20 protein-coding genes are annotated in these 23,549 nt (G+C 62.3%); 8 read left to right on the top strand and 12 right to left on the bottom strand.

Annotation, left to right across the window (positions count from 1 at the left end):
- Positions 1 to 2: 2 nt before the first annotated feature.
- The gene (gene drmD / locus KP010_RS10490) at positions 3 to 3,152 is read right to left on the bottom strand and encodes a DISARM system SNF2-like helicase DrmD (RefSeq protein WP_216280866.1); all 3,150 of its coding nucleotides are present in this window, start codon (positions 3,150 to 3,152) and stop codon (positions 3 to 5) included.
- Positions 3,153 to 3,282: 130 nt separating this feature from the next.
- Positions 3,283 to 3,534, bottom strand: a complete 252-nt coding sequence (locus tag KP010_RS10485) for a helix-turn-helix domain-containing protein (protein ID WP_084768556.1) — start codon at positions 3,532 to 3,534, stop codon at positions 3,283 to 3,285.
- Positions 3,535 to 3,621: 87 nt separating this feature from the next.
- Between KP010_RS10485 and KP010_RS10480 the strand changes: the two genes are divergently transcribed.
- Positions 3,622 to 4,533, top strand: a complete 912-nt coding sequence (locus KP010_RS10480) for a hypothetical protein (RefSeq protein WP_216280865.1) — start codon at positions 3,622 to 3,624, stop codon at positions 4,531 to 4,533.
- 384 nt (positions 4,534 to 4,917) lie between these two features.
- Here KP010_RS10480 and KP010_RS10475 read toward each other — a convergent pair whose 3' ends face one another.
- Together KP010_RS10475 and KP010_RS10470 are read right to left on the bottom strand one after the other, a co-directional pair.
- Complete coding sequence (locus KP010_RS10475; protein ID WP_216280864.1) at positions 4,918 to 5,232, bottom strand: hypothetical protein; 315 nt, start codon at positions 5,230 to 5,232, stop codon at positions 4,918 to 4,920.
- A gap of 19 nt (positions 5,233 to 5,251) precedes the next feature.
- Positions 5,252 to 5,638 carry a hypothetical protein gene (locus KP010_RS10470; RefSeq protein WP_216280863.1) on the bottom strand — a complete coding sequence of 129 codons (387 nt, stop codon included), beginning with the start codon at positions 5,636 to 5,638 and terminating at the stop codon, positions 5,252 to 5,254.
- 26 nt (positions 5,639 to 5,664) lie between these two features.
- On the opposite strand from KP010_RS10470, the gene KP010_RS10465 reads away from it, so the two are divergent.
- Entirely contained in the window at positions 5,665 to 6,027 is a 363-nt protein-coding gene (locus KP010_RS10465) for a DUF6691 family protein (RefSeq protein WP_216280862.1), read from the top strand.
- A 148-nt stretch (positions 6,028 to 6,175) separates the two neighbouring features.
- Here the strand turns inward: KP010_RS10465 and KP010_RS10460 are convergent, their stop codons facing one another.
- The 5 genes from KP010_RS10460 to KP010_RS10440 all read right to left on the bottom strand — a co-directional run bounded on the left by KP010_RS10460 (position 6,176) and on the right by KP010_RS10440 (position 13,734).
- Positions 6,176 to 6,376, bottom strand: coding sequence for a hypothetical protein (locus tag KP010_RS10460; protein WP_216280861.1), 201 nt, complete (start codon positions 6,374 to 6,376; stop codon positions 6,176 to 6,178).
- Between the two features lie 103 nt (positions 6,377 to 6,479).
- Positions 6,480 to 7,151 (bottom strand): IS6 family transposase, encoded by a 672-nt coding sequence (locus KP010_RS10455; RefSeq protein ID WP_216280860.1) that lies wholly within the window; start codon positions 7,149 to 7,151, stop codon positions 6,480 to 6,482.
- A 352-nt stretch (positions 7,152 to 7,503) separates the two neighbouring features.
- Positions 7,504 to 8,940, bottom strand: coding sequence for an IS1182 family transposase (locus KP010_RS10450; RefSeq protein ID WP_216280859.1), 1,437 nt, complete (start codon positions 8,938 to 8,940; stop codon positions 7,504 to 7,506).
- A gap of 853 nt (positions 8,941 to 9,793) precedes the next feature.
- Positions 9,794 to 12,361 carry a polynucleotide kinase-phosphatase gene (locus KP010_RS10445; RefSeq protein WP_216280858.1) on the bottom strand — a complete coding sequence of 856 codons (2,568 nt, stop codon included), beginning with the start codon at positions 12,359 to 12,361 and terminating at the stop codon, positions 9,794 to 9,796.
- Positions 12,358 to 13,734 carry a 3' terminal RNA ribose 2'-O-methyltransferase Hen1 gene (locus KP010_RS10440; RefSeq protein ID WP_216280857.1) on the bottom strand — a complete coding sequence of 459 codons (1,377 nt, stop codon included), beginning with the start codon at positions 13,732 to 13,734 and terminating at the stop codon, positions 12,358 to 12,360. Before KP010_RS10440 ends, KP010_RS10445 begins: the two co-directional genes overlap by 4 nt.
- Before the next feature lie 370 nt (positions 13,735 to 14,104).
- Between KP010_RS10440 and KP010_RS10435 the strand changes: the two genes are divergently transcribed.
- The gene (locus KP010_RS10435; RefSeq protein ID WP_216280856.1) at positions 14,105 to 16,153 is read left to right on the top strand and encodes a hypothetical protein; all 2,049 of its coding nucleotides are present in this window, start codon (positions 14,105 to 14,107) and stop codon (positions 16,151 to 16,153) included.
- A 60-nt stretch (positions 16,154 to 16,213) separates the two neighbouring features.
- Here the strand turns inward: KP010_RS10435 and KP010_RS10430 are convergent, their stop codons facing one another.
- Both KP010_RS10430 and KP010_RS10425 read right to left on the bottom strand, forming a co-directional pair.
- Positions 16,214 to 16,597 carry a hypothetical protein gene (locus KP010_RS10430; protein ID WP_216280855.1) on the bottom strand — a complete coding sequence of 128 codons (384 nt, stop codon included), beginning with the start codon at positions 16,595 to 16,597 and terminating at the stop codon, positions 16,214 to 16,216.
- Positions 16,598 to 16,599: 2 nt separating this feature from the next.
- Positions 16,600 to 16,983, bottom strand: a complete 384-nt coding sequence (locus KP010_RS10425; protein WP_216280854.1) for a hypothetical protein — start codon at positions 16,981 to 16,983, stop codon at positions 16,600 to 16,602.
- A gap of 685 nt (positions 16,984 to 17,668) precedes the next feature.
- Between KP010_RS10425 and KP010_RS10420 the strand changes: the two genes are divergently transcribed.
- From KP010_RS10420 to KP010_RS10400, 5 genes are all read left to right on the top strand, one after another.
- Positions 17,669 to 19,063 carry a cytochrome ubiquinol oxidase subunit I gene (locus tag KP010_RS10420; protein WP_216280853.1) on the top strand — a complete coding sequence of 465 codons (1,395 nt, stop codon included), beginning with the start codon at positions 17,669 to 17,671 and terminating at the stop codon, positions 19,061 to 19,063.
- Between the two features lie 3 nt (positions 19,064 to 19,066).
- Positions 19,067 to 20,290, top strand: coding sequence for a hypothetical protein (locus KP010_RS10415; RefSeq protein ID WP_216280852.1), 1,224 nt, complete (start codon positions 19,067 to 19,069; stop codon positions 20,288 to 20,290).
- Between the two features lie 95 nt (positions 20,291 to 20,385).
- Entirely contained in the window at positions 20,386 to 20,718 is a 333-nt protein-coding gene (locus KP010_RS10410; RefSeq protein WP_216280851.1) for a c-type cytochrome, read from the top strand.
- Entirely contained in the window at positions 20,715 to 22,088 is a 1,374-nt protein-coding gene (locus tag KP010_RS10405; protein WP_216280850.1) for an ATP-binding protein, read from the top strand. The genes KP010_RS10410 and KP010_RS10405 overlap by 4 nt, the downstream gene beginning before the upstream one ends.
- Positions 22,078 to 22,611 carry a response regulator transcription factor gene (locus KP010_RS10400; RefSeq protein WP_216280849.1) on the top strand — a complete coding sequence of 178 codons (534 nt, stop codon included), beginning with the start codon at positions 22,078 to 22,080 and terminating at the stop codon, positions 22,609 to 22,611. Before KP010_RS10405 ends, KP010_RS10400 begins: the two co-directional genes overlap by 11 nt.
- 208 nt (positions 22,612 to 22,819) lie before the next feature.
- On the opposite strand, the gene KP010_RS10395 is transcribed toward KP010_RS10400, so the two are convergent.
- Positions 22,820 to 23,359, bottom strand: a complete 540-nt coding sequence (locus KP010_RS10395) for a hypothetical protein (RefSeq protein ID WP_216280848.1) — start codon at positions 23,357 to 23,359, stop codon at positions 22,820 to 22,822.
- Positions 23,360 to 23,549: the final 190 nt, after the last annotated feature.

Raw genomic sequence — 23,549 nt, 5'->3', positions numbered from 1 at the left:
GTTCAGTTGGTCGCGGGCCAGAGGTATATGAGGGCGATCGGCTCGAGTCGACGCGCCTGCACCTCATAGCCCTTGCGCACTTTCTCGGGCTCCGTCGCCAGCTCGTCCTGGAGTCGGACGAGCTTGCCGTCCCAGGAGCGGCGGTCGGCCTCGAACTGCCGCATCTCCCTTTCGAGCTGCTTCTTCATCTCTTCCGTCGAAGGACCGAAGAGATCGCCCTGCGCAGGCGGCGGCGGGGGCGCTTTTTCGCGAATGGCGTCGCGCACCTTGTCGATCTGCCGTTGCAGCAGAGCGGAGAGCGCGTCGGCCTCGCGGCGGCCATTCTCGGCGAGTTCTCGGGCGGCCTCGGCCTCCGACGCCGCGGCGCGGGTCTCGAGATGCGGACGTAGGTCGGCGATGTCGCGCTCCACGCTCTGTTGCAGGCGATGGATGACGCCCTCGGTAGGCGACCGGCCGTCGCGCAAGGCCTCGGCGAGATGTTTGATCGTCGCGCCTTCCCCGGCTTCACCGAAAGGCGCGAGCGGGCCCTTTTCGCGTCCGGTGTCGCGCCAAGCGGCGGTGATCGGGATCATCTCCTCATGCAACCGCCGCGCGCCGGGGCCAAAGAGCGAGAGCCGGCCGACCAGCACCATGCGCGGCGCGGCGTTGTCGCCGACGATCGCCGTCACCCGGCCGACGGAGGCGCGGAAGCCCTGGCTGACGAAGCGCGAAATCAGCCGCTTCACGAGCCGATGCTCGAGGTGGAGCTGCACCACGTCCTGCGGCTCCGGCTCCCCGTCAGGGATGCGGGGCGGCTCGAACACGAGGCTGCGCACGGGCGTCTGACGCCGCCATCGCGCTCGGTCCTTCGGATTGGAGGGACGCCCGGGCCGAAGCTCATCGAAGAGCGACGCCCAGCTCGCATCCTTCGAGAAGCTCGGCGCGTCCGGATCGAGCTTGACCGCCTCGGCGATGCTCGCACCTCCCGGCTCGAAGACGGCGCCGACATCCTCCAGAGCCACCTCGACGACACGGCGAATGTCGGCGCCTTCGACGCCGACTCGGCGGCGCGCCTGCTCGAGCGCGCGCTGGAGCTTATCCTGTTCGCTCTTCAGGCGCGCGATACGCCGCTCCGCCTCGTCTCCCAATTCACGTTCGGCGATGTTCACGCGCTCGGACTGCGCATCATCGAAGGACGCCGCCAGGCCGGCGGCGTCGCGCCGGCGAATGCCCTCTCGCGTGAGTGTCTGCTCCATGCGCATTCGCAGCACCTCGCCCGCGGCGCCGAGCTGGCGTCGGATCACCTCGGTCTTGCGCACCAGGGCGTCCAGCACGCGGTCCTCCTCGCGCTGGTCATAGATGAAATATCGGCAGGACACGATCTTGGACGGTTGCAGCTTGCGGTCGATGCGTCCGTTGCGCTGCTCGAGGCGCGAGGGATTCCAAGGCAGATCGACGTGGATCAGGTCATGACAGCGCGCCTGGAGGTTCAACCCCTCCCGGGCGGCGTCGGTGCAGACGAGGATGCGCACGGGCTCCTGATCGAAGGGCGCGTTGAAGGCGATCTTGATGCGGTCCCGCTCCTCGAGGCTCGTCTGGCCGGTAAAGACGAGAATGCGTCCCTTGATGTCCGCGCGGCCGTGGCTGCGTTGCAGCAAACCTTCCTCGAGCCGAGCGACGAGCCAGCGGCGCGTGTCGTCCCATTCGGTGAAAAGGATCAGTCGTCGGTCGCGCCAAGCGTGAGAGGCGTCCAGCATCTCGGCCTGCATCCAGTCGAGGATCGCGCCGATGCGGGCGTCCGGCGCGTCGCGCTCCGCGCCGCTGATCGCGAGCATCCGATCGACGTGGGCGATCGCGGCGTCGAGATCTTTCAGCTCTCCTTTGGCCTGAGCCGTCGCCTCCTCGATCAGGTCATTGTCCCTCGACAATTCCAGGGGCAGCTCGGATTCGTTCTCCTGTTGCGCCTCCCGCTTCCGGAGCAGCGTCTTGCGGTGCGTGCGCAAGGAGCGGTCGAACGCCGCGATCGACGAAAACAGCCGCTGCTGAAGGTTGGCGAAGAGGAAACGGGCCCTCGCGCCCCCGGCCGCCGCCTCGCGATATTCGTCGAGCATCGCCGCGAGACGCAATTCCGGCGCGTCCTTGGGAAGACCGTTAATTCGAATGGGTTCGACGCGCCTCTCCGGCAACGGATGTCCAAGGCGACGCAAATCCTCCTTCAGGCGCCGGACCATCACCGGCTCCAGCTCCTTCGCCTCGACGTCGATGCCGCGTGTAAAACGCTGGGGATCGAGAATTTCGAGTAAGGTGGCGAAAGAGTTCGAGTGGCCGTTGTGCGGCGTCGCCGAAAGGAACAAGCGATGCTCGAAGAGACCGGCGATTTCTCGGACCGATCGCGTGAACTGGCTTTCCACGGCCCATGCCGCCCCCGATGCGGGCGCGGCGTGATGCGCCTCATCGAGGATGAGCAATGAGCCGGGACGGAAGCCTGACATGATGTCCCGCAGTCCATTCGTATAGGCGTCGTCGGAGAGGACGCTGTGCGAGACGATGAATCTCGACCCCACGCTCCACGGATTGGCCGAAAAGCCTCTGGTGCGACGCGTTTCGAGGAGATGCTCACGATCGACGATCGTGAAGTCCAATCCGAATTTCTGCGCGAGCTCGTCCTGCCATTGGAGCAGCATCGACGCTGGCGCCGCGACGACGATCAATTCGATGCGTCGCCGTAGCAAGAGTTCGCGAACGATGAGCCCGGCCTCCACCGTCTTGCCGAGCCCGACGTCATCCGCGATCAGCAAGTTCACACGCGGTAGCTCGAGCGCCTTCGCGAGCGGGAGGAGCTGGTAGGAGTCCAAACGGATCCCCGCGCGAAACGGCGCCTGAAAGAGCTTCCGTTCCGCGGCCGTAGCCGATCGCCACTCCGTCGCGCGAAGATATGCGCCGAGATGCTGGGGCCCTTCGAAGCCTGATGAGAGCAACGAAGACCAATCATTCAGATCGACGACTTGAGCCTGAAGCTCGGCCGCCGGCGCCAACTGAAGCGTCTCGCCTTGCGAGTCGTCCTCGCAGGACACGAGGTGCAGAGTTGAGACAGGTCCCGTACGGTCATCATTCTCGACGAGCCACGACTTGCCGCGAGCGATGAGAAAGTCGCCAACTTTGGGAGCGGTCATGACAATATTCCATTCGTGAAAGTCATCGAGCCTGTCATGATGCCCCTTTAGGACCCGAGGAGGACGAACTCAATCCCAGCGCTCGACTCGTATCGCCGGCTTACGACGTCAGGCTAGCCCTCGGGAAATATCATAGCTTCCGAACTTTGATACCGATGCCGACCCCATCTTCGAACAGGAGTTCTGCCCCCCGCTCTTCGAGAGCATGCTGGATGTCGCGTAATGTTCGGTCGTAGGGAACGGATGCTCCGCGTTCGAAATCGGCGATCGTTTTCACATTTACAGCGCACGTCTGCGCGAGCTCGCGCTGTGAGAGATTGAGCCAGCCGCGCGCGGCGCGAAGCTGGGCGGGTGTAAGTCGTGGCGGCGAATCATTTGTCATTGGTTAACTATAACTCCGGTGATTTGATGACGCATCGGATTTTTTATGGTCTTTAGAGCATGTCATCAGCCGAGAAGGAGAAATGACATGCCCATCAAGCCGCATCACCGCCCCCAGCGACAAAATCCGGTTCAGTGCAGCGACGACCTCGTGCGCACGACACGGCAAGCCGTCGCAAATGCGTTCGCCGCGAGTTTCCCTTGCGACCCGTTGTTCGATCCGTCGCTCGCCAGATTGCTGTCGACGTGCGGATCGATAGTGAAGCGCCACGGCGGCCTCATCGAAGCTGCAATCGCCGAGGCGCTCGTCGAAAGCGGAATGGAAGTCTGGAGGAACGTCAGAATCCCGTTCATGCGCAGCGCTCTCACCATCGTCTCTTCTCCCGACTTCGCGCTCGACCGAATTCAGCGCATCACCTTTAGCCAAGACGATATCGGCGGCTATTTCGACGCCGATATTGTCGCCGTCGACGCACGTTGGGCCTGCGCGCTTCAGGTACGCCGCGGAGGCGGAGAGACCGGGCCGGTAAAGCGTCGGCGCATGGAACGGGAAATTCGGGCAATCGATCTGAGCTTGGTTTCCTGGCTGCGGCAGCTCGGCTTCGACACTGTAGAGACCGGCGGCGCGGCCTTGGTCGACTGGCTCGGCCTATCCGGATTTTCCCCGGATATCACGCTCCATGGCGACGCGCTGGACGTGGCGCTCGGAGCGCCGGCGACAGCTAAAATCGAAGCGATGAGCGCAACCCTACGGCAGACGCTCGACTGCCAAATCGCGACGCTTTTGCGGCCAGTCGTTGCGGCGGTGGACGTCGACAGAAATCAGCACGCGAGGCGCGAGCGCCGAACTGTCCTCGATGCCGCGGGCCAGCCGATCGTCGCCCCGCGATTGCGGCAGGAGCAGACCCCGGACAATCCGCGACAACCGGAACGCGATCGGGCCACGTCGTTTCGCTTCCCGCGCCCCGAACGTGGGGATGGCGCCAAACGCTTTCACTGAACCGGCGCTCTCTTTCCATGATCTGCGATCCAGTATGGAGTAATGCGTAATGAGTAATTCAGTTTTTCCGAGCGACGATCCTCACGAAATCATGCGTGAAACGCGCATGCTGTCCGACGACATCGTCCGCCTTCTCGCGGATGGCGAACCGTCGACCGAGGCGCTCGCGACCGCTCCTATCCTCGATCACTGGGCGATTGTAGCGCGAATGTGGTCGGCGCTCATACTTACGAGCATCGCGCACCCCGCAGTCGGCGATCACCGCCTGATCACTACGGCCGAGGTGTTCCGCCCTCGATCCGCGCGGCGGTTACGGTCGTCGTTCTGATCTAGCTCCCCGATTCCCGAATTTCGACGCGCTCGCAGCGAGCGCGATCAGGAGATCTATGCATGCATCCTTATCATAATATCGAATCTCATCGCACGTCTTCTCTCGTTTGGTGGAGAAGTTTTCCGGCCTGCGCCTTCACGAGTGCACATGAGGCGGTGCTGACACAGGAGCTGGCGCATCTCTTCGGCGTCGAATGGCGCGCCGCCCGTGACGATGCGGCTGTCGCGATCGCTCGCGCTATTCGCACGCTTCACGATAAGCGCGCTCCGGCCGACGCTGTCGACGCCGTAATGAGCGTCGCGCTGCTCCACGTCCTTCGAGGCGATGTCGCCGCACGCGAAATCCTCATTTTTGGCCTGTGTCGCCAAAATTCGCTCGCCTGCGACCTCATCGCTGACGGATGGCGCTCCGCGCCGGTGATCCGGACGCGTTGCGCATCGCCGTTGCCGCGCCGTCGTCGGTCTCGCATCGCGCAATGACCGCAAAGCGCGCCGGACGGCGCCCTTTTGTCGTCGGTGAATCACTTCGACGTCCGCGGTCAATTTTTCTGGGGGGGCAGGTATGCGTGACACGCTTTTTCTGGGTCATAATCCGGTCGAAATCATTCGGAGAGCAAGGCTCCTTGCAGACGATATAGAGCACCTCGTCGCGGAGGGACGCCCGTCGGACAATGATCTCGGCACCGCTCCGATCCTCGATCATTGGGTGGTCGTCGCGCGAGCGAGACCCGCGCTCGCGGGCCTGACGACCGGCCATCCGGTGCTCCGCGATCATAGGCCCATCATCACCTCCGATCCGGGATGACCTCGCCGGCCAAAGTGCAAGGCTTTCTCGACGTTTTCGGCCTGTGGGATCCATCGCTGGCCTTCGTCATGGGCGGCGCCATAGCGGTCGGGCTCGTCGCCTTTCAGATCGCCGGCCGCCGCGACCGCACGCTGTTGGGCGGGCCATTGCGCCTGCCCCATGCGAGCGAGATCGACGCGCCGCTCGTCGTCGGCAGCCTCGTCTTCGGCGCCGGCTGGGGACTTGCGGGAATATGTCCGGGTCCGGGCCTCGTCGATCTCGGCTTCCTCGATCCGAATGCGCTGGTCTTCGTTATCGCCATGGCGGCGGGGATTTCACTCCAGACACGCATCGCGGCGGCCTTTGTCGCAAATTTTTGACATGGGTCGGCATGGTCTATGATCGTTCGCCACGGCGGCGTGATTGTCGAGAACCGCCTCAACATGATCCGCGCGCGATCGGCGGCGCCGTCCGTTCCGTTCTCGGTCATCGCCGCGCTCCTCGACAGCCGCGCCGCTGATCCCGGCTCTATTCTGTCACGCATTTTTCGCGCTTTGCCGCGCCGCCTCCCTCGTCGAAAACGAGATCGAGATGCGCTTCGAACAGATCGCCTATGTCCAAAGGATGGGCGCGGTCGAGTAGGCCGTTGTGAATGATCGCGAACCAGATCGGCGCGATGAGTAGATGAGGATAATCCTCGAGCTCGGGGCGGCGCAGCTCTCCTCTCATTCGCGCGGTCGCGGCCAAGGCGCGGATCTGAGTCAGGAGCGGTTCGAACAGGCTTTGTCGCAAATTTTGTTTGTGAACGCGATGATCGTGTGAGAACGATGTCTCACGCGGCAAGGGCGTAGAACTGCTGCGCAGGACGCAATTCGTCCCTGGTCTGCAACTGGTCCTTTCGGATCATATGCATGAGCTCGATCCCCGAGAGTGTCGCAGCAGCCGAGCGAAATGATTTGAAACCCAACATCGGCCGCGTCATTCGTTTCACCGCTCGGTGGTCCTGTTCGACGATATTATTGAGATATTTGATGCGCCGGATTTCGATGTCCGCTTCATGTTCCGCATTGTAGCTTTCGATCGCCGCCGTGTTGGCGCCGCTCTTGTCGATCGTGATCTTCTCCGGCTCGCCATGCTGGCCGATCGCCTTGCGCAAGAAGCGCAACGCGGCTTTGCAGTCCCTCTTCGCCGTCAGCAGGAAGTCCACCGTCGCGCCCGCCTTGTCGACCGCTCGATACAGATATTTCCAACAACCTTTGACTTTCACGTAGGTCTCATCGAGACGCCAGCTGGATCCGATCGCGGGCTTGCGAGCACGGAACTGCTTCTCCAGCAAAGGCGCATACTTGACGACCCAGCGGTTGAGCGTGGAATGGTCGACTTCGACGCCTCGCTCTTCCATCATTTCCTCGAGTTGACGATAGCTCATCGGATACGCCACATACCAGCGGACGCCCCACAGGATCACGTCGCGTTCAAAATGGCTGCCCTTGAAATCGATCATCACGCTATTCCGCCTGCCCCAGCCTGGCGATCATAGCCCCAACCCGCCCGCGAGAAAAATTCGCGACAGAGCCGGCGCGCATCATGGGAGATCCAAGAGACGAAAGAATCGGTCGTGATTCTACCTATGGATCAGCGGGCTGCAAAATTCCGAGCCGCGTTCCTGCGGCGAAACATACCATGCATCGCGATCTGCGTTCTCTCAAGTTGACTTCGGCGTCTACGACGGCGCTGCGGATGCCAAACTCCGAGGTCGGTTATTGACCGAGGCCGTGTGGAAACTCCGCCTGGGAGCCGTCGCGAAGGGTTTCTGGTTCCACGACGAAGAAGAATCAGGACGTTGCTGGCGGCGCTCAGGCTGTGATCGCCCCCATCAGCGATTTGATCCCGACGATGTTGATCATCCGTTTCATATTGTAGGCGAGCACCTGAAGACTCATTTCGGTTTTGACCTTTCCCAGGGTCCTGGTCAGGAAGTGGGTCCAGCCCATCCATGCCTTCAGCGTCCCGAACGGATGCTCAACAGTCTGTCGGCGGATGGTCATGGCGTCGGGCATGCGGTCGAGCGCAGTCTGCATTTTATCGAGAACGTCTTCGTGCTCCCAGCGCTTGACGCGCTTGTGTTTCATGGGCGTGCATTTGTGCTTGAGGGCGCAACTCGAACAAGCCGTGAGATTGCGGTAGTGGTCGATGTTGTCTTGGCGATCGGAGCGCGCCTTTCCTTTGGTCAAGCGTTCGCCGGCAGGGCATATGTAATTGTCGTTATCCGCATCATAGATGAAGTCTCGAATCGTGAAGAGGCCAAGCTTGTCTTTGCCGTAGGTCATCGTCTTGGGAACGCGAGGCAACACGCCAGTTCCCTCGCAAGCCAGCACTTCCTCGCCGCTGTAATAACCTCGGTCGGCCAGCACGGTGACTTCTTCGCCTTCGATGGCCTCGAGCGCTTTACGACCCATGAAGGCCAGTTGCGCCCGGTCCGTGCCGTCGTTGATCACTTCGTGCGCGACGATGAGATGATGCTCGGCGTCAACAGCGATTTGGACGTTGTAGCCGACGATGCCAGTGCCCTTGCCGCTTGTCGCCATCGAGCGAGCGTCGGGATCGGTGAGAGAGACCTGTTTGTCGGGCGCCGCTTCGACCTGCTTTTCCATCTCTTTGAGCGACTGCATTTGTCTGCGCAGGCCCTCGATCTTCTCTTTCAGGCGCGGCGCCTTCGCCTTGGCGAGATCGTTGTCCAGTCGATCTGCTTGGTCGAGCGCCGACAAGTAGCGCGCGATGCTGGCCTCCACCTGCTCGATCCGCTTGGCGACCTTGTTCACTGTGAAGTTTTTGTCACGGTTGTTGACGGCTTTGAATTTGCTGCCGTCGATGGCCACGACGGCGCGCGTGAACAAGTCGAACTGGCGGCATAGCCCCATGAATTGTGCGCAGGCCACGCGGATCGCCGGCCCGTTGTCGCGACGGAAGTCGGCGATGGTCTTGAAGTCCGGCGCCAAGCGGCCGATCAGCCACATCAGCTCGATGTTCCGATTGGCCTCTCGTTCGAGACGCCGGCTCGACTGGATGCGGTTGAGATAACCGTAGATGTAGAGCTTGAGCAGATCGCCCGGCGCATAGCCCGGACGCCCCGTCGCTTTCGCCTCGACTCGCGCGAACCCAGCGGCCTTTAAGTCGAGCGCGTCCACGAAGGCGTCGACGAAGCGGACCGGATTGTCATCGGAGACGTAATCATCGATCGCCTCGGGCAGAAGCAGCAACTGCGATCGATCGGAGCCGGGTATGTGCGTCATGCCCCGATTCTAGTACAAAGCTCTCGCTAGAGGAATCCATCGGAGCGGGTTTTCACACAGCCTGGACCCTAAGCCGACATTTGGAAAAGCCCGCATCACCCTCGTCGAACTCGAAGCGGGCCTTCGGGCAAACCGCTAATGTACGACTGTATCGCCTCAACAGTTCGCAACGACGCTTGATGACCTTCTTCAGTTCTAATTCCGAGCCCCATGTGTTCCGAAGCGATCATATCGAGATATTCAACGGCGTGCACTTTCGAAGCTCCGGCACGCAACAGACTCACGACGTGAAGAAGATATGTGTCATATTCGTCCGCAGCGACATCACGCCACGACTGATCATCGAAGCAGCGGATTCCGATAGGATCCCACTCATCCCACCCAATTTGGCGCAGCCGGCTTAGCTTTATCTCAAGAGTCATGAGGCAAAGTATGGCGTATGCGTTCCATACGTCAATGCTCGCTACGGCAACGGTCCATTGAACGGGCCGATTGAAATCGCGAACCCATCGATAGTAAACGGTCGTCTCATCGCGGTCGTCGACACAATTGACAGGACAGTCGCATTGGATGCGTCTATCGCTGGCGATCATTTGACGCTCTCGTACAAATGGCGAGACGACCAGCACACTGAAGAAGCGATATTGCGACGCGTCAAAAGCACCAATGCGAAGCCGATAAATTGGAGTTAACTGATAGCTGGGGGCTCGTGACGCAATTCCTCCTCGGCGTGGGCGCGACGGCCATGCCCGTTACGCTGGGCCAGTGACCGCTCATGGTGCATCTTGGACAAAGATTACCCATAAAAAAGAGCGAGGTGAGAGTAGTCCCCCCGCGTCGGAAGGCCCGTAATCTAGAGCCTCGGATCGATCGGCTCGCTCTCCAGCGCGAGGATGGCGAAGACGCATTCATGGGTCTTACGCAGGGGTGCGCCGGCGGTAAAGCGCGTCAGGGCCTCGTGACCGAGCGCGAATTCGCGCAGGGCGTTGGTCCTTTTGGCGCCGAGGCCGCGTTGGCGTAGGCGCGTGAGATGTTCCGGCAGATCATATTCCGGGCCGTAGATGATGCGCAGATATTCCGGCCCGCGCACCTTCAACGCCGGCTGGATCGGCCCCTTGGCGCCGCGCGCGATGAAGTCTCGCGGCTTCACGACCACGCCTTCGCCGCCCGCTTCCGTCAGTTCCTCCCACCAGCGCATCGCCGCCTCGCAGGCCGAGGCGTCGTCTAGGGAGACGTGACGCCAGCGCGTCGTCGTGACATTCTGCGCGCCGGAGGCAGCCAGGGTCTCGGCGATCGACATGTGCCAGAGATGATCCTTGTCGAAATGCGTCGCGCCCTCGCTCGCCAGAAGATGAAACGGGGCGATGCGCAGATCGTCCAGCGAGCGAACCGGCCAGACATAGGGCTTCCAGGCCTCGCCATAGCGCGCGGCCTTTTCGGCGCGGCTCGCGAGCCTGTCGCGTAGCGCCTCGACAGGAACGCCGCGAGCGGCGGCGCGGGCGGCGGCGTCATGGGCGAGGGCGAGCCCGGCGTGGCTCGCGGCTGCGACCGGCGCATATTGCTGCTCGATCAGCGCCGAGGCCTTGGCGGACCAGGGCATGATTTCCGTATCGAACAGGAGCCAGTCGCTCGCAAGCGTCTCCCAGAGCCCGGCGCTATCGCAAGCGCTTCGTAGGCGCGCGAGCAGCGCCTCGCATTCGGCGCCATCTGCGAAGAAGGCGCGGCCCGAGCGCGTCCAGATCTGGCCGCTTTCGCCGGAGAGGACGCCGAAGCGCCGGCGCGCGACGTCGGCATCGCGGCAGAGCGCAACGACGGCGCGCGAGCCCATGTGCTTTTCCTCGAGCACGACTTCCTTTTGGCCGCGCTCGCGGAAGAAAGCGAAGGCCTCCTCCGGGCGTTCGAGAAAGCCGTCGCGCGCGCTCGTCTCCACCGGCGACATGGTCGGCGGGAGATAGATGAGCCATTGCGGCGCGAGGGCGAAACGGCTCATCGCTTCGAGCGCCGCAGCGGAATTCTCCTCGGCAACGGGAATCCGGCGCAGCAGCGTCGTGTCGATCCATCGCCGTCCCGACACGTCGGCATGATCGAGCAGCCGATCCGCCTCGGCCTGCAAGGCCCGCGTCTCGGGCGCGGGGGCGAGCGGGCGCGCCGGCTCGCAATAGACGCGCGCCGCCGGAACCTCGACCAGTCCCCGCTCCGGCCAGCGCAGCGCTGTGAGCTTGCCGCCGAAGACGCAGCCCGTATCGACGCAAATGGTGTTGTTGACCCATTCCGCATCCGGCGTCGGCGTATGGCCGTAGACGATTGCCGACCGGCCGCGATAATTCGCAGCCCAGTCGAGCCGCACCGGCAGGCCGAACTCATCTGTCTCGCCCGTCGTCTCGCCGAACAGAGCGAACTCGCGGACCGCGGGCGAGCCGCGGCCGATCATCTCCTCCTTCAGACCCGCATGGGCGACGGCGAGCTTGCCGCCGTCGAGCCAGTAATGGCTGCGGAGATCGGCGAGGAAGGTCTTCACGCGCTCGCGGAATTCGGCCGGCTCCTGCGCGAGCTGATCGATCGACTCCTGAAGCCCATGGCCGACCGTGACCTTTCGGCCTTCGAGCCAGCGCGACAATTTGCGGTCATGATTGCCCTGCACGACATAGGCGACGCCTGCCTCCTGCGCCGCCATGGCGAGGCGCAGCACACCCGGAACATCCGGGCCGCGATCGACGAGATCGCCGACGAAGACCAGCTTGCGGCCATGCGGAGCCGAGACGGCGACCGCGTCGCCTTCGCCCTCGACGACATAGCCGAGCGATTCGAGCAGCCGCCGCAATTCGTCGAGGCAGCCATGCACGTCGCCGATCACATCGAAGGGGCCGGCATCGTCGCGTTTGTCGGTCCACATGGGGCGGCGCTCGACGACCGCCGCCTCGATCGCCGCGACCGAGGACAGTTTCCAGATCTGCCGAAAGCCCTCATTGGCGAGGCCGCGCAGGCCGCGATGGATCTCCTGAATCATGCGCTGCGGCACGCCGGGGCCGAAATCGCGATCCGGCCGCGCCTTGTTGCGCTCGATGCAGACGTCGAGGCCCGGATCGACCACGATCGCCACGGGCAGCGCATGCCAGCGGCGCGCGAGCTCGACCCAGGATTTGCGATCGGCGGCCCGCACATTGGTGGCGTCGATCACCGCGAGGCGGCGGTTCTTCAGCCGCTTCTCGGCGATGGCGGCAACGAGCGCGAAAGCGTCGGCCGAGGCCGATTGGTCGGTCTCGTCGTCGCAGACGAGACCGCGGCAATGATCCGAGGAGATCACCTCCGTCGGCTTGAACCAGCGCGACGCGAAGCTCGATTTGCCCGCGCCCGTCGCGCCGATCAGCACGACGAGGCAGAAGTCGGGAATGTCCAGGAGGGTCGGGAGAGGCGCATTCATCTCGAGAACACCGCGACCTGCGTGACGGGGCCGAGCTCCGGATGCTCCTCGCCTATGCCGGAAAAGCCGACCGAATAGCCATGGCGTTCGGCGATGGCTCCCGCCCAATCGTGAAATTGCGCGCGGGTCCATTCGAAGCGATGGTCGGGATGGCGAAAGGCGCCGGCGGGCAGAGAATCGAACAAAGCGTTATATTCGGCGTTCGGCGTCGTCACGATCACGGTCTTCGGATGCGCTGCGCCGAAGACGATCTCGCCCAGCGTCGGCAGGCGATCGGCGTCGAGATGCTCGATCACCTCGACGAGGGCGACGGCGTCGACATCGGCCCAGCGCGCGTCGCGATAGGTGAGCGCGCCATGCAGCAGGCTCAGACGCTCCATGGAGGGGCCGCCGACCCGATCGAGCTTCAGGCGTTCCCTGGCGCGCTCCAGCGCGCGGGTGGAGGCGTCGAGGCCGATCACACGCTCGAAGCCGCGCTCCTTGACCAGCCGTTGCAGCAGCCGGCCTTCTCCGCAGCCGAGATCGGCGACGCTGCGCGCGCCCGCTTCCTTCAATAGACCGACGACAGCGTCGAGCCGCCGATCGTGCAGACGCAGCGGCGCCTCCAGCGCCTCCTCGCGCGGCGGCGCCTTTTCGTCCTCGGGACCGTCCTCATTCTCGGCTTCCGGCGCGAGACGAGCGAGGGCGGCGCGCGCGAGGCTGCGGCGGTTCTTCAAAAAGCGCCGCGCGATCGTCTCCCGCTCGGGATGCGCAGCGAGCCACGCCCCGCCTTTGGCGACGAGCTTCTCCACCTCGTCGTCGCCGACCCAATAATGCTTGTCGGCGTCCATCGCAGGGATCAGCACATAAAGATGGCCGAGCGCGTCGGCGAGGCGCAGCGTCCCCGTGAGCCGCAGCTCGACATAGCGCGAGGGGCCGTCGGTGCCTTCGATACGCCCGGCCTCCACGGTCCAGCCGAGCGGCGCGAAGAGACGCTCCAGCAAATCGCCGTCGCGCGGCGCGGGCAGAGGCGCGACGACGATCTCGAGCGGGATAGCCGTCGCCGCGAGCTCCGGCCGCTCGCGCGAGACGCCGGTCATCGCCGTGCGAAAGGCCTTGTTGAGCGCGACCGAGAGGAAGGACGACGCGGCATAGGGACGGTCGTTGACATATTGATCCGCGACCCCTTCGGCGCCTCCGCGGCCACGCACGAGAGCCACCGGATCGAGGTCGAGGATCAGCGCCGCCTCGCAGCGTTCCGCCTCGGCCTGCGGGAAAAACACGGTTCCGCGTCCAAAGGACAGCTCGACGTCATGAGCGCGATCGGGATGCTTCATCAGCAGAAAGCCGAGATCGGTGGCCGGCGCATGCGTGGTGGCGATGGACAAATACATGGAGGATATCGAGCTTGCTCGGCAATGTGTTCGGCGCGGAAGCCTATAGCAGGCGAGCTTCGGCTTGTCTCGGCCGAGGGCGGCGAGCGTCAGGCCGCCGACCTGCGGACCGCCACGTCGATGGTCCACGATCTTGCGCCGAGGCGCCACCATGATGTATCAGTGTCACCATTGGACGGCGCGGTTGCCGGATAGGGTTTTTTCGGTAGAATCAACATGTTACGTGGCTATTGGTAGCGAGTCCCTCCTCCGCTACCATTTCTCCGCCGAACGGAAATCCTGAGCCGAAATCAATAGCTTGCGTCGGGGTAGCGAGTCTGAGCCTTGACTCGTGACCGGGGCCCGTCTCTCATCGACGGGAGACCGGATTTTGGCGCGAATCACATTCCTCCATCGCCGCGACGGGCGCTACTACCTTCAGGTGCGCATGCCCGTCCACGACGGTGACACCGCGCGCACGCGCGTCTTCCGATCCGCTCTCGGAACTTCGGCGTTCGTCGTCGCTCGTCGGCGGCTGTCCCTATGCATGGCGTGGATCGTGGCTCTCAAGGACAATCCCGAACTCCCCCGCCGCGGCGCGTTCCTGCTGGCGCAGATGCGGGGATATCTCGACCGCGGCGCACCTGTCGACGCCGACGCTCTCGCCGCACGCGGCGCCATGGAGCACTATGTGCAGATATGGCTCACCGAGTGCCGCGTGTTCGATTGCAACCCGGGCGAGATCTGTCCCGGCTTCACTGAAACTTGGAAGGAGTTCGTCGCCCAGAATGTCGACGGCGAGACCGGGCATCGCGCCAAGGCCGAGGACGACAGCTTCCGCCGAGGCTTTGCAGTCGGACGACAGACCGCGCTCGGGGATGGCGAAGCGCGCACGACCGCGGCTGCGGTCGGAGCGGATCAGGCCGACGTCGGCCGCGCGGCGCGCGACGATTTCCGGCGCCGCGACGTGAATCTGACGCCAGGCTACGAATTCCCGATAGGCGCTATCCGGCGTTCCATTGTGGCTGAACCGGATGACGCGATGTCGTCTCCCTTCGTCGTCGACGAATTCATCGCGCCGCTCGAGCGAAAGGAGGTCGCTGTCCCTCCGACATGCAGTGGAGCCGGGCTTACCGCGCCCGCAGCGCGGGCGGATAGAGTCTCCGAGGCTCCCGGACGGGCCGAAGTCGAGACGGCCTCGAATGCGACGATCAATGTCGGCAACCTCGCTGAACTGGACGAGTTCCTGCCCGAGCCGACCGATCCGCTCTCGGTTGCGCTCGAAAAATTCCTCGGCCGTGAGAAGAAGCGCCACGGCGACGATCGTGCGCGCGAGCGGGTCGGGCTCGTCGTCCCTTTCGTCATCGCCGTCATCGGCGATAAGCCCGTTTCCTCCGTCACGAGGCGCGAACTCGGCAAGATCGACCTCGCTCTGCCGGATATCCCCACGCGGACGAATATCCCGAAGGAGCACTGCGTCTCCCTGGCCGCTCGTTATCTCTATGCCAAGAAGAACGGGTGGGAAGGGCTCCAGCGCCTCTCGGAAAACACGCTCAGCAATCGTTACCACACGACCCTCAACACGTTTTTCGAGTGGCTTTATCAGAGGGAAGCGCTGCACGAGCAGCCCTATCGGTTCGAATTTGTTCAAAAGGACAATCCCGAGCAAGTCGATCGTGACGTCTTCGCGCCGGAGGAGGCGATCAAGCTCGTCAACTTGCCGCTCTTCACCGGATGCGAGTCGTTGTCGCGCGTCTGGAACTCTGGCGAGTTGTTCGTTCAGGACGCTCGCTATTGGGGCTATGTCCTCGCCCTCGTGACCGGCATGCGTCCGGCCGAGATCGCCCAGATCCGCTGCCGAGATCTGATCGCGATCGAGGACGAAGGCGAGCTCGTATGGTTCGTCGACTTCACCGACCGAATGATGAACGTGAAGTCGAAGAGTGCGCGCCGGATGATTCCTCTCGTCCCATTGGTGATCGAGCTCGGCCTCGTGAAACGCCGCGATCTGTTGATGGAAGCCGGTCACGAGCGGTTATTTCCAGAGTGGCCTTATATGACGAAGAAGACGGGCGAGGTCAAATATGGCCACTATCTTTCCAAGAGCTGGCAATACATCAAGCGCAAGTTCAAGTTTTCAAGGGACGGCGTCACGCTCTATTCGGCGCGACATACATTCGCGCAACGGTTGGACGAAGTCGGAAAGATTGCCGAACGTTCTCGTCATCTGGTGATGGGCCACTCCACGAGCGGCAGTGCGCGCCTGACCTACGGCGCCAGACATCTCGCGCTCGGCATCGCGAAGCTGATCAACTCCATCAAGGACCCGACCCTCGAGCGCGTCTCGGAAATCCTCTTGGACGCAAAAAGGCGCGCCGACCGCGGGGAATTGAAACGGGTCGACATCATGGAGATCGTGAGCAAGGGGGGCGATGATTGACGACGGGTGGCTGGAGAGGATTGGAATTCTGCGTGTCGCACAGGAGCCGCCCCAATCCCATTAGGTCGAACGCTCATCGAACGATATATCGTGGGGCATGCCACCGGAATGCCCCACGCCGACCTTGAAAAGGGACAAGAGGAACGCCGACGTGATCAAGTCGACGATGTATACCTCGAGCGTTTCGACGCAACCGAAGAGCACGTCGCCGTCTCCCGTGGCCGGCACGGCAACCGGAGTCCCAATCGGCTTGGGATAGCAACGGCGCGGCGCCACGGCTGCGACGCGCGGATAGGCATGGCGGGAATAATACCTCGGGCGCTTACGTTGGCGCCCGAGTTGTTCGATGAGTGACTGCAAAAGGCAGGAATCCCTGCATAGTGACAGCGGGCTTGCGCAGATTTCGTCCGTAAAATGATGTTCTTTTGAGAGGAAGAGCTTCATCCTCACTCAGCCCACGGAAACAGGGCGACCATGTCCGGCGTCCCGCGCCCATACACGGCGCGGTATTTTGAAATTGCCCGGTTCAGCCAGAACGTCACTTCCCACTCTTCGATTTCAGTCTCCTGCACACCCCACCCGTGCTTCATCCAATTCGCCGCGTAATTGAAGTCCTCCTTCGGTCCGTCGGGAGGGGGATTTGCGGCACTGGCCTTTTTGAGGATTGCAAAAAAATGCGTTGGCTCTTCTGGCTCGGGCATTTGCCCTTCAGCCGCGCTGCACAGCGATATCGCACATTCAAACTCGCCATTTTGAAAATGTGCGATGGCGGCGTGTATCTGTCGTTCGGCGGCGAGCTGTTTGCTTGTCCGGACTATACGCTTGCTCATGTCACCTCCCCTCGTCGGAGGGGATTTCTACCGCTCGAATAGCAGAGTGTCATTCTCTCGCGCCATTCTCTCGAAAACGGTCGTTTTTGAGAGAGGGTTCCACCTCCTATTCTTTGCCAGCTTGGCTGGCGCGCTCCGCTTTGGGTTATGGTTCCTCGTTCGTCATTCCGAATGGCCAAGTGGCGCCATAACCGGCCATTCGTCGCGGACGACCGCAGGGTCCGCTTCGTTTGGATTTCGCGGACGTTCGCCGCGCCGAATATCCCGCGGCCTTTCGGCTTACGCGTTGGGCCGCCCGAAGACGATTTCGGCAAATTAGCGCGCCTAACGATCTGCATTGTTTGAACCGAACGCGCGTCGTCCCCAGGGGCAGGCCAAAGGCCTGACCGCGAATCCAGAACAACCCAAAATACTCACCGCTATTATCGATTTCCGATCGCTCGTTGCGAAAGCGTCGGAATGGCCCGCCCGACGCAGCCCACGAGACATACAGGAGTGATTTCAGGAAAACCCTGATCGTCGCGCCGCGACGATCAGCGATGCCTCGTCGCACGACATATGTCCGACGTAACCGCGCCCGACGGCGAGGACCGGTTGTCGCATTGGACGTTTTGTCCAATCGCGGCGCCAGCCGACATTGCGATAGTCAGAGCCCACAATCCGTCAAAAACTAGAAAGCCTGACGATGGACATTATCGGCGCCTATCCCACTTTCTACGTGCCTTATATCGGCTCCGCGTGGGTGATGGGGATCATCGGGGTCATTCACGTCCTCGCCTCTCACACGTCGGTCGGCGCGGCTTTTCTTTTCGCGATTCTTGAGACAAAGGCCTATCGGGACGATCAGCCGCAATTGCTCGACTTCATCAGGCGCTTCGGCGTATTCCTGCTGGTGTTCTCCTATGTGATCGGCTCGATCACCGGCCCGGGCATCTGGTATGCGATCACAGTGGCGAGCCCGCGCGGCGTCAGCGGCCTCATTCACAATTTCGTCTGGGTCTGGGCGACCGAATGGATCTATTTCACGGTCGAGGTGATCGGCGTCTATGTGCTCGTCTATCTGATCGGCAAGATCGACCCGCTCACACATCTGAAATTGACATGGTCTTTCGCGCTCGCCTCCTGGGCGACGATGCTGCTGATCGTCGGCATATTGTCGTTCATGATGTGGCCGGGAAACGCGGCCTGGTACGAGACCGGGTCGACAAACGACGCCTTCTACAATCTCAATTTCTTCGCCCACCTCGGAATCCGCACCGGCTCGATGCTGGTCATGGCCGTCGTCGTCGGATTCATCGTGGCGTCGGGAATGAAGGACACGGATCTCAAAGTGTCGGTCATGCGCCTGCTGGCGCCGATCGGCGTCGTCGGCGGCTTCTTCGCCGTGATGATGTTCCTCTATTACTTGCAGACGCTGCCTGGCAATGCGCTGATCATGCTGCGCTCGCATCTTCTGCCGCGCTACGCCGACGGCATGATCGCGGTCTTCGTCGTCACGACGCTCTATCTGCTGATCGGCTGGGCGAGGCCGCAGCTCGTGAAGCCGCCGCTCGCCATCGCGCTGTTCCTGCTGCTGGCGACGATCGGCGTATGGCCGGAAGAGCGCATGCGCGAGAGCATGCGCAAGCCCTATGTCGTCGGCCAATACATCTACGGCAATCAAGTGATCTCGCGCGATGCGCCCGGCAAGGGAGTCGTCGGCGAGGTCGACGCGATCGCCGAGAAGGGACTGCTCACGCTTCACCCCTTCATTCCCGATCGCCTGCGCTCCGTGACGGCCGACAATCGACTCGAGGTCGGCGAGCTGCTCACGAAAATCGCTTGCTCGAATTGTCATTCGCTGGAGCCCAGCGCGCCCTTGCGCAGCCTGCCCGATAAATTCCACGGCTCAGGAGACAAGGATCTGATCGCAGCCTTTCTGAACGGTCCACTGAAGCACGGCGCGATCCCCTATATGCCCCGCATCGATCTGCCGCCCGATGAAACAGACGCGATTGCGAGCTATCTCGCGGCCGCCGGCGGCGCGCGACGCGGCGCGCCGACGATCGCGGCGACGCCGTCCGGCTCCAAGGAGAATTGAACGATGATCATCGGCTCCATGATGAACGCCATGCGCGATCCCGCCGGCGTGCCCGGCGCGCCCGGATTATTCGAGGCGCTCTTCGTCGGCACATGGGTCTTGCACATCGCCTTCGTTCTGCTGACCCTCGGCGCCTGCGCTCTCGCCGTCGCCGGCTTTCTGCTTCGCGAAAGCGGGCCACATTGGGCGCGGCTTTCGGCGGCGATGACGGGCGTCGCCAAGATCGGCGTCTCACTGCTGATCGTGCTCGGCGTCGCGCCTCTGCTGTTCACGCAAGTGATCTATGACCCGCAATGGTATGCGTCGAATGTCCTGTCAGCGAGCTGGGCGATCGGCTTTATCGCGACTCTGATCGTCGGCTATTGCTCGTGGTTCGTCTTCTACGCGAAGAACGAGGCTTCGGCGAAACGTGTCGTGGTCGCCTATGCCTTCGTCGCTCTGGCGATATTTCTGCTCGACGGATTGATCATGCATGCGCTGACCTACCAAGCGCTGCTCCCCGAGCGCTGGATGGACTGGTATGCGCCCGGCGGCGTCGTCGACACGAGCGGCGCGCGGTTGCACGCCGTTCAGTGGCCGCGCTATCTCTTCATCATCAGCCTGTCGGCGTTGGCGATCGCCCTGTTTCTCCTCGCTTACGCCGATTATTTCGCGCCGCGCTCCGACATCGACCCTTCCTATCTCGCCTTCGCGCGTGCGCTCGGGCGAAAGATCGCAGTCTTCGGCTCGCCCGTGTCACTGGCGCTGTTTCTCTGGTGGACGACCGATCTTCCTCCCGGAGGCCATCTCGTCGCGCATCCGCTCGCCTTGCTGCTCGCCCTGTCGCTTCCCGCTCTCGCCTGGCTGGTCTGGACCAAAAGCGCGCCGGGACGCGGCTATCTGTTTCTCGGGGCAGGGGCGGCCATGCTCCTCCTATTGTCCATATGGCGCGAGATCATTCGCGTCTCCGTGCTATCGACCTTCGGCTATTCGATCGACGACTACAAAGTGAATGTCGATTGGCCCTCGGCGATCCTGTTCGCGACCACGCTTCTGGGCGTCGGCGGACTCGTCGGCGGCTTCTATCTCACCTTGTGCTACCAGGCCGGCCGCGTAAGGGACGTCTATTTTCCCGGAGCAAACGTCGCTCGGCTCAGCTCCGCCGCGGTCGCCGTCTTAATCGTCTGGATCGCGACCTTCTTCACCTATGGCGCCGCCGTCTGGGTCAAGAATGTCTTCCTCCCCTGATTGTCTGGAGCATGATGATGACGCACGAAATTTGCGCGGCGCCCCTATCGAACGCCCGCGTCCCGCGCGCGCCGCTTCCCTTGCGACGACAGAAGATGCGATCGATCACGCTGATCGCCTCGACGGCGGTGGCGATCCTCGCTTTCTTCTCCATCCAATCAGCCCGTGCGCAAATGCCGGATGTCGCGGCGGGGCGGAAGCGGGCCGAAGTCTGCATGGCCTGCCATGGCGAGAACGGCCGCGCCGTTGTCCCGGGCGTCCCGCATCTCGCCGGACAGGATCGCGACTATTTGGCGCAGGCGCTGAGGTACTACAGGCTCGCGCAAGAGCGGCATAATCCGACCATGACGGAAATGGCGAAGCCGCTCAGCGATGCGGACATCGACAATATCGCGGGATTTTTCCATGGCCTGCGGGCGGAGAAATGACCTCTTCGATCAGGGTTGCGGCGCTGAGCCGGCGGGGCGTTCGATGGCCTCGGACAAAGGACAGGATAGCGCCGATTTCGATCGACGACTGGACAAACACGAAGAATCTCCTGCTCCTCGTCGCTCTGCGCTGGGTGGCGATCTGCGGTCAGATCGCATCGATCGCCATCGCCCATCTCTGGCTCGACATCCCACTTCCAATCTTCGAAATGGGAGAGGTGATCGTCGTTCTCTTCTTTCTCAATCTCGTCACGCTCTATCGCTGCTCGAACGACGCGCCGATCGCCGACACCGAACTGTTCGTCCAATTGCTGTTCGACGTCGCGACGCTGACGATTCAGCTCTACCTCAGCGGCGGCGCGACAAATCCATTCATTTCGCTGTTCCTGCTGCAGGTCATCCTCAGCGCTGTTCTTTTGCAGCCTCCATTCACCTGGACGATCGTCGTCCTCACCGGCGGCTGCTTCATCTGGCTCACAGCGCATTATCGTGAGATCGGCTTGGCCCATGCGCATGAACACATGCGCGGCTCGTCGAAATTCTTCGACCTCCATATCCACGGCATGTTCGTCTGCTTCGTTCTGGCCGCAGTGCTCCTTGTGTTTCTCGTGACCCGCATCAATCGCAATCTCCGCGACCAGGACGCGCACCTGTCGCAAATGCGGCAACATGCGGTGGAGCAGGAACATATCGTGCGCATGGGGCTGCTCGCCTCCGGCGCGGCGCATGAGCTGAGCACGCCGCTCGCGACGCTGTCGGTGATCCTGCAAGACTGGGAGCGAATGCCTCCGCTGGCGAACGACCCCGAGATCGGCGGCGAGCTGCACGAGATGAAGACCGCACTCGCCCGTTGCAAGGAGATCGTATCGCGCGTCCTGCTGAACGCGGGCGAGATTCGCGCGGAGCGCATGGAGCGGACGACGATCGTGAGATTTCTCGACGACGTTGCGCGCGAATGGCGAAGCCTTCGAACGCCTGCGCATTTCGCTTATTGCAAGCGCATCGGCGTCGATAGCGCCATCGCGCCGGACCTCATCCTCAAACAAACGCTATTCAACATACTGGACAATGCATTGGAAGCGTCTCCGAACTGGGTCGGGCTACAGGCGACACGAAAAGGCGATGTCCTGGTGCTGACGGTGCGGGACAAAGGACCGGGCTTTCCTCCCGACATTCTCGACCGCTTCGGGAAGCCCTATCGATCGACCAAGGATCGGCCCGAGAGCGGCCTCGGACTTTTTCTCGTAGTCAATGTCCTGCGCAAGCTCGGGGGCTCGATCGAACCACGAAACCGCGCCAGCGGCGGCGCGATCGTCGAGTTGACGCTACCTATCGGCGCTATGTCGGTCGAGGAGCGCGATGCATCCTGATCCCTTTCTCCTGATCGTCGAGGACGACGCGGCTTTCGCGCGTGCGTTGCGGAAGTCGTTCGAGCGGCGTGGATATTGCGTCAGCGTTTGTGACGGTGCGGAAACGCTCGACACGGCGCTCACGACCATCAGCCCGTCCAACGCGGTCGTCGATCTCAAGCTCGCCGGCGGATCGGGACTGGAATGCGTGAAAATTCTGCATCGGCGTGACCCCTCGATGAAGATCGTCGTGCTGACCGGTTTTGCGAGCATCACGACGGCCGTCGAGTCGATCAAGCTCGGAGCCTGTCACTATCTCGCAAAGCCTTCGAGCGTCGACGATATAGAAGCCGCCTTCACGCGCCGCGAAGGCGACAGCAGCGTCGCATTGTCACAGCGTCACAGCTCGATCAAGACGCTCGAATGGGAACGGATTCACGAAACGCTCGTGGAAACAAGCTTCAATATTTCGGAGGCCGCGCGGCGGCTCGGCATGCACAGGCGAACCCTCGCTCGGAAACTCGCCAAGCAGCGTGTCGGCTGATCGGCTGAACGATCGGCTAGCGAAGGGCGCGATAAGGGCGTTCGAGCCGACGCTTTCGATCGGCGTGAGGCGAGTCGAGCAAGAAAGCGCTCCGACGCTCCGGATGCGACACGCCCAATTCTGGATTGGTGCATAGTTTTGACAGGGGTGTTCAATGACTGAGCATATGCTCGGAAAGCAGAAAGACCTGACCCGTCGCCGCCGTGCATCAGCGCTTCGAAGTCGTGCGGTCACGAAGCCAAAAGTCGCACCTTTCCAGGATGATCGGCTGGAAGCCTTTTTGTGAGAGCAGCATTGTCGCTAGCGTCGCCCATGCGGCCGAGCCCTTGGCGCCGAGTTCGCAAATCGTCAATGCCCATAAGCTGACGAGCCGACGAACGATGCGATGACGCGCATTCAGCGTATATCCCCAAGTCTCAGCCGATCTCCGATGATCAACGAAATTGCCTGTAACGACAAGTGGTTCAAAATGGATTGCGAAATTACGAGAGAAGGACTCGTGAAAATGGTGCGAGAGGCGCTTCCGCTCGCCGCGCACGCCAAACCCGCCCTGCTGACGTTTCTTCGCAGGCGTACGGCGAACAAGACCATGGCGCCCAGACTGACCGTCACCGACGTGCTCGACCTGCGAGACGCCCGGGGCCCCATGTGCAAGTTCGCCGTTCACGATTCCGCGCCGCCGCGAGAAATATTCATTGCGCCGATAAACCAAATCGCCTTCGATCGCCGGCTTCTGCTTTCGCGACAAATCGGTCGGTATCTACGGATTTTGGAACGCCAAGCGAAGCGATAGCCCCTTTGTCACGTCCTCGAGGCTGCGCGCGGAAGGTGCATTTCCGCGCCGTAGCCGACACCGTCTCAAAGTTCGCCCGCCTTCGAGTTTGCGCGTGATGTGGGCAGGCTCGATCGATGATTCCGTTTGCTGTGCCGATTGACGT

The organism is Methylosinus sp. KRF6 (assembly GCF_018887255.1).
Taxonomy (GTDB): domain Bacteria; phylum Pseudomonadota; class Alphaproteobacteria; order Rhizobiales; family Beijerinckiaceae; genus Methylosinus; species Methylosinus sporium.
Note: the sequence above shows the minus strand (reverse complement) of the source record. Positions and strands in the feature narration are given on the sequence as shown.

Bases quoted from the DNA above. Each gene is read 5' to 3' on its own strand.
- drmD (WP_216280866.1), bottom strand. From the start codon at position 3,152: ATGACCGCTCCCAAAGTTGGCGACTTTCTCATCGCTCGCGGCAAGTCG.
- KP010_RS10485 (WP_084768556.1), bottom strand. From the start codon at position 3,534: ATGACAAATGATTCGCCGCCACGACTTACACCCGCCCAGCTTCGCGCC.
- KP010_RS10480 (WP_216280865.1), top strand. From the start codon at position 3,622: ATGCCCATCAAGCCGCATCACCGCCCCCAGCGACAAAATCCGGTTCAG.
- KP010_RS10470 (WP_216280863.1), bottom strand. From the start codon at position 5,638: ATGATCGCGGAGCACCGGATGGCCGGTCGTCAGGCCCGCGAGCGCGGG.
- KP010_RS10465 (WP_216280862.1), top strand. From the start codon at position 5,665: ATGACCTCGCCGGCCAAAGTGCAAGGCTTTCTCGACGTTTTCGGCCTG.
- KP010_RS10460 (WP_216280861.1), bottom strand. From the start codon at position 6,376: ATGAGAGGAGAGCTGCGCCGCCCCGAGCTCGAGGATTATCCTCATCTA.
- KP010_RS10455 (WP_216280860.1), bottom strand. From the start codon at position 7,151: ATGATCGATTTCAAGGGCAGCCATTTTGAACGCGACGTGATCCTGTGG.
- KP010_RS10450 (WP_216280859.1), bottom strand. From the start codon at position 8,940: ATGACGCACATACCCGGCTCCGATCGATCGCAGTTGCTGCTTCTGCCC.
- KP010_RS10445 (WP_216280858.1), bottom strand. From the start codon at position 12,361: ATGAATGCGCCTCTCCCGACCCTCCTGGACATTCCCGACTTCTGCCTC.
- KP010_RS10440 (WP_216280857.1), bottom strand. From the start codon at position 13,734: ATGTATTTGTCCATCGCCACCACGCATGCGCCGGCCACCGATCTCGGC.
- KP010_RS10430 (WP_216280855.1), bottom strand. From the start codon at position 16,597: ATGAAGCTCTTCCTCTCAAAAGAACATCATTTTACGGACGAAATCTGC.
- KP010_RS10425 (WP_216280854.1), bottom strand. From the start codon at position 16,983: ATGAGCAAGCGTATAGTCCGGACAAGCAAACAGCTCGCCGCCGAACGA.
- KP010_RS10420 (WP_216280853.1), top strand. From the start codon at position 17,669: ATGGACATTATCGGCGCCTATCCCACTTTCTACGTGCCTTATATCGGC.
- KP010_RS10415 (WP_216280852.1), top strand. From the start codon at position 19,067: ATGATCATCGGCTCCATGATGAACGCCATGCGCGATCCCGCCGGCGTG.
- KP010_RS10410 (WP_216280851.1), top strand. From the start codon at position 20,386: ATGCGATCGATCACGCTGATCGCCTCGACGGCGGTGGCGATCCTCGCT.
- KP010_RS10405 (WP_216280850.1), top strand. From the start codon at position 20,715: ATGACCTCTTCGATCAGGGTTGCGGCGCTGAGCCGGCGGGGCGTTCGA.
- KP010_RS10400 (WP_216280849.1), top strand. From the start codon at position 22,078: ATGCATCCTGATCCCTTTCTCCTGATCGTCGAGGACGACGCGGCTTTC.